The sequence below is a fragment of the Streptomyces sp. NPDC001219 genome, assembly GCF_053597915.1.
The window spans coordinates 122,012-136,157 of record NZ_JBSFJF010000007.1; the positions used below are offsets into that span (position 1 = coordinate 122,012).

14 protein-coding genes are annotated in these 14,146 nt (G+C 71.2%); 7 read left to right on the top strand and 7 right to left on the bottom strand.

Going from position 1 to position 14,146, the window contains the following annotated elements:
• Positions 1-77: 77 nt before the first annotated feature.
• Positions 78-1,256 carry a S8 family peptidase gene (locus ACWC9R_RS06610; RefSeq protein WP_450729279.1) on the top strand — a complete coding sequence of 393 codons (1,179 nt, stop codon included), beginning with the start codon at positions 78-80 and terminating at the stop codon, positions 1,254-1,256.
• Between the two features lie 179 nt (positions 1,257-1,435).
• Positions 1,436-1,942 (top strand): FBP domain-containing protein, encoded by a 507-nt coding sequence (locus ACWC9R_RS06615; RefSeq protein ID WP_450729280.1) that lies wholly within the window; start codon positions 1,436-1,438, stop codon positions 1,940-1,942.
• A 48-nt stretch (positions 1,943-1,990) separates the two neighbouring features.
• Here ACWC9R_RS06615 and ACWC9R_RS06620 read toward each other — a convergent pair whose 3' ends face one another.
• A complete protein-coding gene (locus ACWC9R_RS06620) occupies positions 1,991-2,812 on the bottom strand; it encodes an alpha/beta fold hydrolase (protein WP_450729281.1) in 822 nt (273 codons plus the stop codon).
• 84 nt (positions 2,813-2,896) lie between these two features.
• Here ACWC9R_RS06620 and ACWC9R_RS06625 point away from each other — a divergent pair, with 84 nt between their 5' ends.
• Positions 2,897-3,295, top strand: a complete 399-nt coding sequence (locus ACWC9R_RS06625; RefSeq protein ID WP_450729282.1) for a MerR family transcriptional regulator — start codon at positions 2,897-2,899, stop codon at positions 3,293-3,295.
• A gap of 107 nt (positions 3,296-3,402) precedes the next feature.
• Positions 3,403-4,275, top strand: a complete 873-nt coding sequence (locus ACWC9R_RS06630; RefSeq protein WP_450729283.1) for a hypothetical protein — start codon at positions 3,403-3,405, stop codon at positions 4,273-4,275.
• Here the strand turns inward: ACWC9R_RS06630 and ACWC9R_RS06635 are convergent.
• The 5 genes from ACWC9R_RS06635 to ACWC9R_RS06655 all read right to left on the bottom strand — a co-directional run bounded on the left by ACWC9R_RS06635 (position 4,259) and on the right by ACWC9R_RS06655 (position 8,502).
• Positions 4,259-5,032, bottom strand: a complete 774-nt coding sequence (locus ACWC9R_RS06635) for a succinate dehydrogenase iron-sulfur subunit (protein WP_328384971.1) — start codon at positions 5,030-5,032, stop codon at positions 4,259-4,261. The genes ACWC9R_RS06630 and ACWC9R_RS06635 overlap by 17 nt on opposite strands.
• Positions 5,032-6,786 (bottom strand): succinate dehydrogenase flavoprotein subunit, encoded by a 1,755-nt coding sequence (sdhA, locus tag ACWC9R_RS06640; protein WP_450729284.1) that lies wholly within the window; start codon positions 6,784-6,786, stop codon positions 5,032-5,034. The genes ACWC9R_RS06635 and sdhA overlap by 1 nt, the downstream gene beginning before the upstream one ends.
• Positions 6,787-6,806: 20 nt before the next feature.
• On the bottom strand, positions 6,807-7,289 hold the full coding sequence (locus ACWC9R_RS06645; protein WP_450729285.1) for a succinate dehydrogenase hydrophobic membrane anchor subunit: 483 nt from the start codon (positions 7,287-7,289) through the stop codon (positions 6,807-6,809).
• A gap of 6 nt (positions 7,290-7,295) precedes the next feature.
• Entirely contained in the window at positions 7,296-7,676 is a 381-nt protein-coding gene (gene sdhC / locus ACWC9R_RS06650; protein WP_362604441.1) for a succinate dehydrogenase, cytochrome b556 subunit, read from the bottom strand.
• 229 nt (positions 7,677-7,905) lie between these two features.
• Positions 7,906-8,502, bottom strand: a complete 597-nt coding sequence (locus ACWC9R_RS06655) for a 2-oxo-4-hydroxy-4-carboxy-5-ureidoimidazoline decarboxylase (RefSeq protein ID WP_450729286.1) — start codon at positions 8,500-8,502, stop codon at positions 7,906-7,908.
• 335 nt (positions 8,503-8,837) lie between these two features.
• Between ACWC9R_RS06655 and ACWC9R_RS06660 the strand changes: the two genes are divergently transcribed.
• The 3 genes from ACWC9R_RS06660 to ACWC9R_RS06670 all read left to right on the top strand — a co-directional run bounded on the left by ACWC9R_RS06660 (position 8,838) and on the right by ACWC9R_RS06670 (position 12,954).
• Positions 8,838-10,562, top strand: a complete 1,725-nt coding sequence (locus tag ACWC9R_RS06660; RefSeq protein ID WP_450729287.1) for a beta-N-acetylhexosaminidase — start codon at positions 8,838-8,840, stop codon at positions 10,560-10,562.
• A 575-nt stretch (positions 10,563-11,137) separates the two neighbouring features.
• Positions 11,138-11,929 (top strand): RNA polymerase sigma factor, encoded by a 792-nt coding sequence (locus ACWC9R_RS06665; protein ID WP_450729288.1) that lies wholly within the window; start codon positions 11,138-11,140, stop codon positions 11,927-11,929.
• Positions 11,929-12,954, top strand: coding sequence for a hypothetical protein (locus ACWC9R_RS06670; RefSeq protein ID WP_450729289.1), 1,026 nt, complete (start codon positions 11,929-11,931; stop codon positions 12,952-12,954). The genes ACWC9R_RS06665 and ACWC9R_RS06670 overlap by 1 nt, the downstream gene beginning before the upstream one ends.
• Positions 12,955-13,213: 259 nt before the next feature.
• On the opposite strand, the gene ACWC9R_RS06675 is transcribed toward ACWC9R_RS06670, so the two are convergent.
• Positions 13,214-14,089, bottom strand: a complete 876-nt coding sequence (locus tag ACWC9R_RS06675) for a L,D-transpeptidase family protein (RefSeq protein WP_450729290.1) — start codon at positions 14,087-14,089, stop codon at positions 13,214-13,216.
• Between the last annotated feature and the right edge of the window lie 57 nt (positions 14,090-14,146).

The following is a 14,146-nucleotide window of genomic DNA, read 5'->3' on the forward strand; positions in this document are numbered from 1 at the left end:
CCGCACCCCGAGGGTGCGGGGCCTCTCGTCATGATGGAACACTGCCGCCCGGACAGCACAGCGAGAAGGAGCCAAGCATGAGGGTCACCCGAACACTGCGCGCGACGGTGGGTGCCGCGCTGACCGGCGCGCTGCTCATCACCGCGAGCGGTACCGCCTCCGCGGATCAAACCCGCAAGGATCTGTGGCCGTTGGAAGCGTTCGGGGCCGAGCAGCTGTGGAAGGAGGCCACGGGCAAGGGCGTGAAGGTGGCCGTCCTCGACACGGGTTTCCGGAAGACCCACCAAGATCTGAGGGGACAGTTCCTCCCCGGGCCGGACTTCGGGAAGGCAACCCAGGAAGAGGGGGCCAAGAACCTCGATCCGGGTGAGAGCGTTCTTGACCACGGTACCGGTATGGCGGCGATCATCGCAGGCCGTGGCCACGGCCCGGGGGGCTCCGAGGGCGTCAAGGGCTTGGCGCCCGACGCCAAGATCCTTCCCGTTCCGGAGTACAAGAACTCCGGGCTGGCCACGCGCTGGGCGGCGGACCACGGTGCTGACGTCATCAACATGTCCTACACCGAGGGCCGTTCGGCCGACACGTGCGAAGCCATCCATTACGCGATCTCCAAGGGCGCCGTGGTGGTGGCCGGCATGGGTAACGAGTCCGCGACCGAGAAGAACTATCCGGTGGGCTGCCCCGGTGTGATCGGGGTCGGTGCGGTCGACGAGTACGGCAAATCGGCTGAATTCAACAACTACAACTCCGACATGGACCTGCTCGCACCCGGGGTGAAGATCCCGGCCGCGACGGGCAAGAGCGACTCCAGCTACCACACCGAGAACGGCAACTCAGGCTCGACGGCCTACGTCTCCGCCGCAGTCGCCCTCCTCAAGGAGAAGTACCCCGACCTCACGCCAGGCCAGATCGCCAACCGCCTGGTGAAGACGGCAGGCCTGCCCAGCGACCAGAAGGACCTCAAGGTCCCGGACGCGCACTACGGCTACGGCTACATCCAGCCCGGCCCCGCCCTGCGGAAGGACATCCCCGCAGGCTCCAAGGAAGGCCCGCTGCCGATGCCGAAGGGCAAGGCCTCAGCGCAGCTGGACGCCGGAGCGCAGGACGCCGACCCGCCGATGGGCGGCAAGGCGATTATGAACAAGGCCCTCCTCTACGGCGGCATCGGCGTCGGAGTTCTGGTGGTCGTCGGGGCCGTCATCGCCATCGTCCGGGTGTCCCGCCGCAAGAGCGCAGGCGGTCAGAGCTGGGGCTGAGGCGACTGCCGCGGCCGCAGCGTTCACCCCGCCGGGTCGCGCAGATTCCGCGTGCCAGGGGCGCAGCTGTTGCCGGTTGTCAACGCGGCCGGACGCCGCCGCTGCCCGGAGGCAGGTGGTGCCGGGCGGGAGGAAATTCCGGCGACACCTGCCCGGACCCGCTGTTACCTTCCCACCCCATGGACCCCGTAGGTGAAAAAGCTATACGCGCCTCGTTCGTCAATTGCTCGAAGGGCGAGGCGAGCCGGATCAATCTGCCCGTGGGGCTGGCCGAACTCCCCTGGGCGGATCTGGACTTCCTGGGGTGGCGGGACCCGGGCGCGCCGGACCGGAGTTATCTGGTGGCGCCGCGGGGGGACGGGATCACCGGGGTGACGCTGCGGCGGCCGCAGGGGGTGCGGCGGAGTTTCACCAAGACGACGGTGTGTTCGGTCTGTGTGACCGGGCACCCGGGGTCCGGGGTCAGTCTGCTCGCCGCGCGCCGGGCCGGGCCGCTGGGGCGGCAGGGGAACACCGTCGGGACGTATCTCTGTGCCGACCTGGCCTGTTCCCTCTACGTGCGGGGGCGTAAGAGGTCCCAGCTCGCCGGGCGGCACGAGGAGACGCTGCCGCTGGAGGAGCGGATCGCGCGCACCGTGCGCAACCTGGACGCCTTCCTGGACAAGGTCCTGGAGGGGGAGCGGTAGCGGCGCGACGCCGTCCGTCACAAGCCGCGTCCCCACCCGCCCCCTCCGTCACAGCCCATGCCGCCCCAAGAAGCCCTGGATCAGGCCCTGCCACTCCTCCGGGCGTTCGACCATGGGCAGATGGCCGGTGGCGATCTCGGTGTGGACGGCGCCGGGGATGTGGTCCGCCAGGTAGCGCGAGTGGGACGGGTGTACCAGTGCGTCCAGCGTGGTGGCGATGACCAGGGTCGGCACCGAGATGCCGGGCAGGTCGGCGGTGGTGTCCAAGGTGCGGGCGAGTGACGCCTGTTCGGCGGAGCCGCTCGGCGGCAGTGACGGGTCCGGGTCCAGTGCGGCGGCCCGTTCCGCGGGGGACAGGGCGTTGAAGTGGGCGGGGGCGAAGCCGCTGAGGGCGCGGGCGTGGGCGAAGCCGGTGTGGTCGGCGCGCTCCAGGAGGTGCAGGTACAGGTCGAGCCAGACGGCCGTACGGGCATCCGCCGCTGCGAGGCCCGCCGTCAGCACGAGGCCGCGTACCCGCTCGGGGTGGCGGGCGGCGGCCCGTACGGAGACAGCGGTGCCCATCGAGTAGCCGATCAGGGTGAAGGTCTCCAGGCCGGCCGCGGTGGCCGCGGCGACCAGGGCGTCGGCCAGTGCGTCCAGCTGCAACGGGCCGGTGGCGCGCGGGGTTTCACCGGAGCCCGGGTAGTCGGGGGCCACGACGCGATGGCCGGTGACGGTCAGCGCGGGGATGAGGCCGCCGTAGTTGTCCCGGATGCTGCCGGTCGCTCCGTGGGCCAGCAGGATGCCGGGTCCGGCCGGATCGCCGGCGACGGTGGTGGACAGGGGCGGGAGGGCGGTGGGCGCGGTGTGCGCGGCGGGAATCTGCGTCATGGCCACGAGGTTGCACCTTGACGCCGGTGTGAAGGTCAAGGCGGCCCGGCACCGGTGGTACGGCCCGGCGTTGGAGGGGGACGGATGCGGATCGGTGAGCTGGCACGGCGGACGGGAGTCAGCACGCGGGTGCTGCGCTATTACGAGCAGCGGGGGCTGCTCCACGCCCGGCGGGACGGCAACGGCTACCGGCGCTACGACGCAGGGGAGTCGGTGGAGCGCGTCGGGCGGATCAGGGAACTCCTCGCCGTCGGGCTGAACACCGACGACATCCGTGCGCTGCTGCCCTGCGCCCAGGGCGGCCCCGGGCTGCAGGCGTGTGCGTTCTCCAGCGGCGTCCTGAACCGGCAGATGGCGCAACTGGAGGCGGAGATAGCCGAGTTGACCCGAAAGCGGGCCGCGCTCGCCGCGTATGCGCAGGTCATGCAGGCGCGCCGGGCGGAGGGCGAGGCGCTGGCGGCGAAGGCGTTGCGGTCGGCCTGAGCTACCCGCCGCCGACCCCGCCCGACCCCCTGCCCAAAGCACCGCCCAACCCCCCGACCCTACCCACCAGTTCCGCTTGCGGACGTCCGCACTTCGGACAGATCCTCGTGAGCACGCCGCTCGGGGAGGCGGCGGGGACTCAGGGGGACGATGTGCTGCGAGTGCACTTCACCGCGCAGGATCTGGTGCGTACGCGAGTGGCCGAGGGGGCCGACCCGTTATGGGAGACGGTGCTGAGTCTGCACGCGCTGCGGGAGAGCCGGGCCGAACCGGCGCTGGCCGCCTGGCGGCAGCACGCCGTACGGCACGGGCCGGGGCCGCTGCGGACCCTGCTGCCGCTGGTGCCGCGGTACGGCTACTTCCCGGACTTCCTCACGCCTTTCGCGGGCCTGGACGGGGTGGAGCCGGGGCTGGAGGCCGTGATGAGCACCCCGCGGGAGCGGCTGCGGTCCGAGTTGGTGCTGCTGTCGGGGCACCGGGCGCTGCCGGGCTGGGCGCGCGGGATCGCGGACGGCGAGCCGGCCGCGCTGCGCCGGCTCGCGCGCAGCCTGCGGACGTACCACCACACGGCGGTGGCGCCGAGCTGGCCGCGGATCGCCGAACGGGTCGGCGCGGACCGGGCGTTGCGCAGGCATGCGCTGGCGCAGTCCGGGGCGGTGGCGATGCTGCGGACGTTCGGGCCGGTGATGCGCTGGCGGCCGCCGGTGCTGGAGGTCGGCTACCCGGTGGAGCGGGACCTGTATCTGGAAGGGCGGGGGCTGGTGTTCGTCCCGTCGTACTTCTGCCGTGCGGTGCCGGTGGCGCTGGTGGACGACGCCCTGCCGCCGGTGCTGGTGTACCCGGTGAAGGAGAGGGTGAGCGACCGTGCCGAAGGGCCCCGCCTCCGGGGATACGGAGGCGAGGCCCTTCGGGAGATGCCGGCGTTGCTCGGCGGCCGGGTCGGGACCCGGATCGCCGCCGGGCTCAGAAGCGGCGGGTGATCAGCGCCCGCTTGACTTCCTGGATGGCCTTGGTGACCTCGATACCGCGCGGGCAGGCGTCCGTGCAGTTGAACGTCGTCCGGCAGCGCCAGACGCCGTCCTTGTCGTTGAGGATCTCCAGCCGCTGCTCGCCGCCCTCGTCACGCGAGTCGAAGATGAAGCGGTGCGCGTTGACGATCGCCGCCGGGCCGAAGTACTGGCCGTCGTTCCAGAACACCGGGCACGAGGACGTGCAGGCGGCGCACAGGATGCACTTGGTGGTGTCGTCGAAGCGCTCGCGGTCCTCGGCGGACTGCCGGCGCTCACGGGTCGGCTCGTTGCCGGTCGTGATGAGGAAGGGCATCACATCGCGATAGGCCTGGAAGAAGGGCTCCATGTCGACGACAAGGTCCTTCATCACGGTGAGGCCCTTGATGGCCTCGACCGTGATCGGCTTCTCCGGGTTGATGTCCTTGATCAGCGTCTTGCAGGCGAGACGGTTGCGGCCGTTGATCCGCATGGCGTCCGAGCCGCAGATGCCGTGGGCGCAGGAGCGGCGGAAGGTCAGCGTCCCGTCGAGCTCCCACTTGATCTTGTGGAGGGCGTCCAGGACGCGCTCCTTGGGGTCGATCTCCAGCTGGAAGTCCTCCCAGCCGGCGTCCTCCGAGACCTCCGGGTTGAACCGGCGGATGCGGAAGGTGACCGTGATCAGGTGCGAAGCGCCGTCCTCGGCCGCGTCCAGCGCCGCGGAGTGCTTGTCGAGAGTCGGGGTGCTCATCAGTACTTACGCTCCATCGGCTGGTAGCGGGTCTGCACGACCGGCTTGTAGTCGAGGCGGATCGACTCGGCGCCGTCTGCGCCCACCTCGCGGTACGCCATGGTGTGCCGCATGAAGTTGACGTCGTCGCGGTTGGGGTAGTCCTCGCGGTAGTGACCGCCGCGGGACTCCTTGCGGGCGAGCGCGGACACCGCCATCACCTCGGCCAGGTCGAGGAGGTTGCCCAGCTCGATGGCCTCCAGCAGGTCGGTGTTGAACCGCTTGCCCTTGTCCTGGATGGACACGTTCAGGTAGCGCTCGCGCAGCTCGCCGATCTTCTCGACCGCGGTCTTGATCGTCTGCTCGGTGCGGAACACCATCACGTTGGCGTCCATGGTCTCCTGCAGCTCCTTGCGGATCTCGGTGACCCGCTCGCTGCCCGTGGAGTTGCGCAGCCGCTCGACCTGTTCGGCGACCAGCTTCGCCGGGTCCTCGGGCAGCTCGACGTACTCGGCGGTGGCCGAGTACTCCGCCGCCGCGATGCCGGCCCGGCGCCCGAAGACGTTGATGTCCAGGAGCGAGTTGGTGCCCAGGCGGTTGGCGCCGTGCACGGAGACACAGGCCACCTCGCCGGCGGCGTACAGGCCCGGCACGACGGTGGTGTTGTCGGCCAGCACCTCGCCCTCGACGTTGGTCGGGATGCCGCCCATGGCGTAGTGCGCGGTCGGCTGGATCGGGATCGGGTCCGTGTAGGGCTCGATACCGAGGTAGGTCCGCGCGAACTCGGTGATGTCCGGGAGCTTGGCGTCCAGCTGCTCCGGCGGCAGGTGGGTGAGGTCCAGGTAGACGTGGTCGCCCTCGGGACCGCAGCCGCGGCCCTCGCGGATCTCCGTGTAGATGGAGCGCGAGACGACGTCACGCGAGGCGAGGTCCTTCATGACGGGCGCGTACTTCTCCATGAAGCGCTCGCCGTCCTTGTTGCGGAGGATGCCGCCCTCACCACGGGCGCCCTCCGTCAGCAGGATGCCCATGCGCCAGATGCCCGTCGGGTGGAACTGGAAGAACTCCATGTCCTCCAGCGGCAGCCCGCGGCGGTAGGCCGCGGCCTGGCCGTCACCGGTCAGGGTGTGCGCGTTGGAGGTCACCTTGAAGAACTTGCCGGTGCCGCCGGACGCGAAGATGATCGCCTTCGCCTGGAAGACGTGGATCTCGCCGGTGGCCAGCTCGTACGCGACCACACCGGCGGACTTCTTGACGCCGTCGACGTCCTGGAGCAGCAGGTCCAGCACGTAGAACTCGTTGAAGAACTCCACGCCCTCCTTGACGCAGTTCTGGTACAGCGTCTGGAGGATCATGTGGCCGGTGCGGTCCGAGGCGTAGCAGGACCGGCGGACCGGGGCCTCACCGTGGTTACGGGAGTGACCGCCGAAGCGGCGCTGGTCGATCGTGCCGTCCGGCGTGCGGTTGAACGGCAGGCCCATCTTCTCCAGGTCGAGGACCGAGTCGATGGCCTCCTTCGCGAGGATCTCGGCGGCGTCCTGGTCGACCAGGTAGTCGCCACCCTTGATCGTGTCGAAGGTGTGCCACTCCCAGTTGTCCTCCTCGACGTTCGCGAGGGCGGCGGCCATACCGCCCTGGGCGGCGCCGGTGTGGGAGCGGGTCGGGTAGAGCTTCGTCAGGACCGCGGTGCGGCTGCGCTTGGTCGACTCGATGGCCGCACGCATGCCCGCGCCACCGGCGCCGACGATGACGGTGTCGTACTTGTGGATCTTCATGGTTCCAGTCAGCCCCGGCTTCAGGAGATGTTCGGGTCGAAGGTGAAGATCACCAGCGTGCCCAGAAGGACGGTGAACACCGTCGCGGTGTACAGCAGCATCTTCAGCCAGAAGCGGGTGTTGTCCCGCTGCGCGTAGTCGTTGATGACCGTACGCAGGCCGTTGGCGCCGTGCAGCATGGCCAGCCACAGCATCAGCAGGTCCCAGACCTGCCAGAACGGCGAGGCCCAGCGGCCGGCCACGAACGCGAAGCCGATCTTGGAGACGCCGCCGTCGAGGACCAGCTGGATCAGCAGGTGACCCAGGACCAGGACGACCAGCACGATGCCGGACAGCCGCATGAACAGCCAGCCGTACAGCTCGAAGTTGGTACGGGTCGACTTCGGGGTCTTGGCCGTGCGCTTGCGCGGCGCCTCGATGACCGGAGCCGGGTGGTCCACGTCATAGAGCGAGACGCTGTCGTCCGCGCCCGTGGTACCCGCGGGGGTGGTTTCAGCAGACATCTCGCGTCAGCTCCCGAACAGCGTGCGCAGGGTGTGCTGCAGCACGGGGTAGAAGGCACCGGCCATCAGGACGACCCAGACACCGACAACGGTCCACAGCAGCTGCTTCTGGTACTTCGGGCCCTTGGACCAGAAGTCCACGGCGATGACCCGCAGGCCGTTCAGCGCGTGGAAGAGGATGGCGGCCACCAGGCCGTACTCCATCACATTGACGATCGGCGTCTTGTAGGTCGCCACGACGTCGTCGTACGCCTCGGGGGAGACGCGGACGAGTGCGGTGTCGAGGACGTGAACGAACAGGAAGAAGAAGATGAGGACGCCGGTGACTCGATGAGCCACCCAGGACCACATGCCTTCCCGGCCGCGGTACAGCGTTCCAGCCGGCACGGAAAAACCCTCCGGGAGCGGGGATTGGGGCCAGCCGGCTTCTCTGTCGGTCGGGCCCGGCCGGGTACGGTCCACCGGCCCTGGCCATCGTAGCGACGTGTTGTCGGTTCCTTGCGCCGGGGTCCTCAGGTGTGATCAAACAGCCACCAACGGGCTATCACACAAGTGCGAAACGGAACATTACCGGCCAGACGGCCGTGATCCCCTACGGGCCGGAGGCCGTGAGCCGTTACGGAACCGAGGCCGTGAGCCGGGCCAGCCGTCCGCGGGTCAGCCGGCGCAGCTCGTCCGCGGCGACCGCCCGCTCCTCGTCGGGCTCGTGGCCCAGCCGGGTGCGGATCGCGGCCAGCACCTGGTCGAGCAGCTCCTCGTCGCGGTAGCCGTCCAGACAGATGACGAAGACATGGCGAAAGCGCCGCTCGTACTCGGCGTGCGCGGCGCGCAGTGCGGTGTGGGCGGCCAGTGTGCCGGGGCCGCGGGCGCCGACGAGCGGCTGCGGGGAGAGCGACTCCTCGGCGAGCGCCTCGTCCAGCTCGGCCGCGGTCAGGTCGTAACAGGCCTCGTCGGACGCGGCGAGCAGGGACTCCACATCGGGATACGGGCGGTGTGCGGCGACCCGCTCGGCCCAGCGGAGGCTGCCGCAGCAGCTCAGCAGCGAGGCCAGGGCGCCGTCCCGGGGCAGTGCGTTGAAACGGGGGAGGCCGGTCGCCCCGGCGCCCGGGCGCGGCAGTGCGGCACCGGGGACCCGCGGAGATATGCCGCGCCGCGGCGGCTGCGGAGGGGGCAGCGTCGTCGGCCGGGCGGCCGGGATGTCACCGGACAGCATGGGCTCCTCGGACGGATGCGAATAGGGCGGTTCGACAGGTGCGGGACGGAGGACTGAAGGAAGCTGGGGGAGATGCGGACCGAAGCCGGGATGCGTACGAGGCGGCGGCGGGTATGGCGGTGGTACGTGTGCGACGTCACCCCGGCGGTTTCCGGCGGTTCCGGGAGAGCCCTGTGAAGGGGGTGACACCGGAGACGCCACGCTAACGACGCCTGGCGACGACTGTCCGACGGATGCGCGAATTTCACCCGGATGGGAGAGCTTCCGCGCGTTCCGTGGACGACCCGCTCCGCACACCTGGCAATGCCTTCGCCCCGAAAAGTGAGGATTGCACGATGTCGAACCCGATGCGGCCGCCGCGCGCCCCGCGGCCCTCGGCCTCGCCGTACCCCGCGACGCCGCCGACCGGGCTCCGGGGCCCGGCAGCCCGGTCCGCACTGCCGGCCGCGGCCCTCGCCGGAGCCCTGCTGCTCGCCGGCTGCACCGGCACCGCGGACACCGAGCCGCCCGGGAGCACCAGCGCCAAGGTCAACCCCACCTCCGCCGGAGCCACCCCGACCTGGGCGCCGGTGACCGGGACACCGCGGGTCATCCCCGCCGTCCGCGACTTCCGCGCCGCCGACGGCCGTGGCTGGCGGCCCTCCAAGGGGGCCCGGGTGGTCGTACCGGCCGGCGAGAAGAGCAATGTCGCCGACGAGGCCCAGCGGATGGCCCGCGACCTCGGGCTGACCGTCGTCTACGGCGACCAGACCGTACGGCCGGGCGACGTCGAGGTGAAGCTGACGGGCAAGAACGGTGTGGACCAGGCGGACAACGTGCCCGTCCGGGGCGCCGCCGACGAGGCCTACACGCTCACCGCCGACGGCACCCGGCTCACTCTCACGGCCCCCACCGACGCCGGAATCTTCTACGGCACCCGCACCGTCAAACAGGCCGTGCGCGCCGCCGGCGGACTGCCCGAGGGCACCATCCAGGACCGGCCCGGCCGCCCGCAGCGCGGGATGTCACTGGACAACGCCCGCAAGCCGTTCACCCAGGACTGGATCGAGGCCCGGCTCCGGGAGATCGCCGACCTCAAGCTCAACCAGTTCCAGCTGCACTTCTCCGACGACCAGGGCTTCCGCATCCAGAGCGACACCCACCCCCAGATCGTCTCCGCCGACCACCTCACCAAGGCGCAGATCCGGCAGATCGTCGCCCTCGCCCGCAGTCTGCACATCTCCGTCGTCCCGGAACTCGACTCGCCCGGCCACCTGGGCGCCGTGCTGGCCCACTATCCCGAGCTCCAGCTGCGCAACGCGCAGGGCCGGGTGATCACCGGCGCGATCGACATCTCCAACCCCAAGTCCGCCCCGCTGATCGACTCGCTGCTGAGGGAAATGAGCGAGCTGTTCACCAACCCCAAGGGCGCCCCGGCGTACTGGCACCTGGGCGGCGACGAGTACCAGGCCCTGATGTCGTCCTCTCCGGCGACCAAGTACCCGCAGCTCGCGCGGGCCGCACGGCAGAAGTACGGGCCCAACGGCACCATCGAGGACCTCACGACCGGCTGGCTCAACGACCGGCAGAAGACCGTGCAGGCCAAGGGCAAGAACCGGATCGAGGCCTGGAACGACGGCTTCTTCTCCAGCCCGCAGGTGTCCGCCGACAAGAACCGGATGGTCGACTACTGGACCGGCAAGGAGTCCGGCCACCGTGATCCCTCGGACTTCCTGCGCGAGGGCCGCAACGTCATGAACTTCAACGACGAGTACCTCTACTACGTCCTCGGTGAGCCCAACCAGTTCGTCTACCCGACCGGCCAGCGGATCTACGAGAGCTGGACCCCTCTGGTGATCCGCGGCACCCGGCCGGTGACGGTGCCCGCGAGCATGACCGGCCCGGACCGGATTCCCGGGGCGCGCTTCGCGATCTGGTGCGACCGGGCGCAGGCGCAGACCGCGGCGCAGGTGGCGGCCGGTATCCGGCTGCCGCTGGCGGCGCTGGCGCAGAAGACCTGGGACCCGCGGACACCCACCCTGTCCTGGTCGCAGTTCAAGGTGCTGGCGAGCCGGGTGTGACCACCGGCCCGGTAAGAAACGGGTGAGAGAAGCGAGGACGGCCGGGGCCGCCACCCCCCACAGGAGAGGCCCCGGCCGTCGTTCGCGAAGGGCCGGTGACGGCCCCCTATCCGATACAGCGCCAGACGACGCGAAAGCGTCACACGGGGTACGGGCAGGGGTACGGCTCGTGGTCTGGACGCGGGCCGGGCGGGGCCCGTAACGTGCGGATCTGCGCTGGTGGGCGCGGTGTTCGCGCCGCTTGCCGCGGTCCGGAACGCCGTCCTCCCCCGGGAGCTCCCGATGGATTCGTGCGCGCACTCGGCCGGTGCCCCGGCGACGCCGTCCGCGCCCGCTTTCCCGGTCCCGCCGGAGCGGGCGGTGCGCCCCTCCCGGGTGTGGAGCACGCCGGCTCACGCGTTACGGTCAGCAGGAACATCCCGGGTTACCGGGGGTTTCCGGCCGACGGTGGCCGGCGGCGGCAGTCGGCACAGTTCCGGCGCCGCAGGCGGAACCGGGCCGGTGACATGGCCGAGTGAAGCGACAATGCAGCAAGGACCGGGCGGCGGACATTCCGCGTGCGACAGGATGGACCCGTGCGAGGGGACGACATTCAGCCGGACGACCGTCGGCTGACGGCGGCCGTGCAGGCGGCGCAGGACGGCGACGAGGCGGCGTTCCGTACCGTCTATCGCGCCGTACATCCCCGACTTCTGGGGTATGTGCGGACCTTGGTGAGCGAACCGGACGTAGAGGACGTCACCTCCGAAGCCTGGCTCCAGATCACCCGTGACCTCGCCCGCTTCAGCGGCGACGCCGACCGCTTCCGCGGGTGGGCCGCCCGTATCGCCCGCAACCGCGCCCTCGACCACATCCGGATGCGCGGCCGCCGTCCGGCGATCGGCGGCGACGAGAGCGAACTGGCAGACACCCCCGCCGCGTCCGACACCGCGGGTGAGGCCCTCGAATCCCTGGGCACCGGCCACACCATGCGGCTGATAGCCAGGCTGCCGCAGGACCAGGCCGAGGCCGTGGTGCTCCGGGTGGTGGTCGGGCTCGACGCCAAGAGCGCCGCCGAGGTGCTCGGCAAACGGGCCGGGGCGGTGCGCACCGCCGCGCACCGCGGGCTGCGACGGCTCGCCGAACTCCTCGGTGAGATGCCCGGCCCCGGCCCCGACGGGCGGAACGACAACGGTCAGGACGGCGGCGAAGACGGCGCCGGCCCACAGCAGGGCGCCCCCTCGGAGCGGTCCGCACCGGGCGCGCGCCGAGGTGGTGGAACGGTGAACGGGGTGCCCGTACAGGGCAGAAGGCGCCACGACGGCGTGACGGAATCGTACGTACCAGGTGTGACGGAAACGGCCGCACGAACGCAGAAGGACATGTGATGGCCGACGACCGGTACAACTGGCTCGACAAGGACACCGCGGAGCGATTGCTGCGCGGTGAACAGGTCAGTGCCCGGCACGGTGACGGCGCACGCGAACTCGAACAGCTCCTCCAGGCCGCCGCCGCGGTCGGCAGCCGGACGCCCGGCTCAGCCGAACTCCCCGGTGAAGAGGCCGCCGTCGCCGCGTTCCGGCAGGCCGCCCGCCGCGGCGCCGGCGCCGCGCAGCACGCCGCCGCCGAACCCCTTTCCGGCGGACACACCGCACGCGCCACCGAACGCACCCGCCTCGGCCGCCCCTTCCGGCGCGGCTTCGCCGTGGCCCTCGCCGCCTGCGCCATCGGCGGTGTCGCCGTCGGCGCCGGCACCGGAGTGCTGCCCACCCCCTTCCGGGGCGACGACGAACCCACACCCGCCTCCAGCGTCTCCGCCGCCGAGTCCCCCGGGCCGTTCGACACCCGCGAGCCCGGCGCCCAGACCGACGGCACCACGGGACACACCCCCGACCCCACCCCCGACAGGAAGTCGGCCGGTCGCACCGAGACCCCCGCACCCGGCAGCAGCCCCGGCGCCACCAAGCGCCCCGGCCGCGGCACCCCCAGCGGCGGCACCGGACACGACGACAGACCCGGCGGCACCGGCACCCTCCCCGGCCAGGGCGACAAGAACAACCTGCTGCTCTCCCTGTGCCGGAGCTACGAGTCCGGCAAGCGGGACGGCATGGACCGCGACACCCTGCGGCGCCTCGAACGCAAGGCCGGCGGCGCCGACAAGGTCCACCTCTTCTGCCGTGCCTACCTCGCCCGCTACCAGACCGGCGGCAACTCCGGCGGCGGCGACGGCTTCGGCGGCTCCACCGGCGGCACCGGCCAGAGCGGCGGCTCGGGCGACGAGGACGACGACCACCACCCCTCCCAGCCGCCCGGCACCACCCCCGGCCCCGGCACGCCCACCTCGGCGCCCGACCCCTCGGTGACCGCCACGGACCCCGGAAACGAGGGCCCGGGCGGAACCTCCACCCCGTAGGTGTGACGTTTTTCGAGCGGGTGACGCAGTACTGAGTGAAGCCGACTGGTCATCGGCTGCGCGAGGAGCCGGGGTTCCCCCCGTACCCACGGCTCAGCGCACATGGCGCGGGCGGGGCACGTTCCCCCGGCCCTGCCCGCGCCCTTCTCCCTCTTGCGCCTGAGTCGGCGCCGCTCTCGCGGATGTGGTTGCTCCGGGTGGGGGTGGAGCAATTCTCGCTTCGGTCAGAGACCTTCTTCGGTCCCCGCGTATGTGCGGGTCAGTGGTAGATGACCACCTTGGTGCCTGGCTTGGCTGTGGTGAAGAGGGTGGCGAGTTTCCTTCTGTCGCGGACGTTGACGCAGCCGTGGGAGGCGCCGCGGTAGCCGTGGGCGGCGAAGTCCGCCGAGTAGTGGACGGCCTGGCCGCCGCTGAAGAACATCGCGTAGGGCATGGCCGTGTGGTACAGCGTCGAGACGTGATGGCGGCTCTTGAAGGTGATGTGGAAGGTGCCCTCGCGGGTGGGGGTGTATTGCGAGCCGAAGCGGACGTCCATCGCCGAGACGACCCGGCCGTTGACCACCCAGGTGAGCGTGTTGCTCCGCTTGCTGATGCAGATCACCCTGCCCGTCATGCAGCGCGGATCGGGCACGCCGACCGGGCGGGTGGTCGGCGGATACAGCTCCGCGTGCGACGGGCGGCGGGTCTGTGACCGCAGGGCGCGCCAGGTCGCGGGCCGCACGGTGCCCGTACGGGGCAGGCCCCACCGCTTCTGGAAGGCGCGCACCGCGCGTGCGGTGACCGAGGCGTAGAGGCCCGTCGGGGCGCGGCCGAACAGGCCCAGCTGGGCCAGTCGCGCCTGGAGTTCGCGGACCTGCGTCCCGCGTGAGCCCACCGCCATCAGCGGCCGGGAGGCCGGCGGGGCGGGGCGGGCGGTGCGCACGGGGTGCGGTCTCGTCGCGTGCCGGGCGGGGGCCGGCGGCGGGTGGTGGCCGAGTGGCGGGGGAGCGGGCGTGGTGGGGGCGTAGCGGACGCCCTTGCTGTCCGGCGCGCCGGCCCCGGTGACCGTGACGGGGCGGCAGCCCACCGCGAGCGCCGCCACCACCAGCACCGTGGCCACCGCCGGCGCCGTACCTCGTCCACTGCTCCGCTGCATGCGCAACCCCCGGATCTCGGCGGCCCGACCGGCCACCGGTGACTCTTCCCAGTGCTG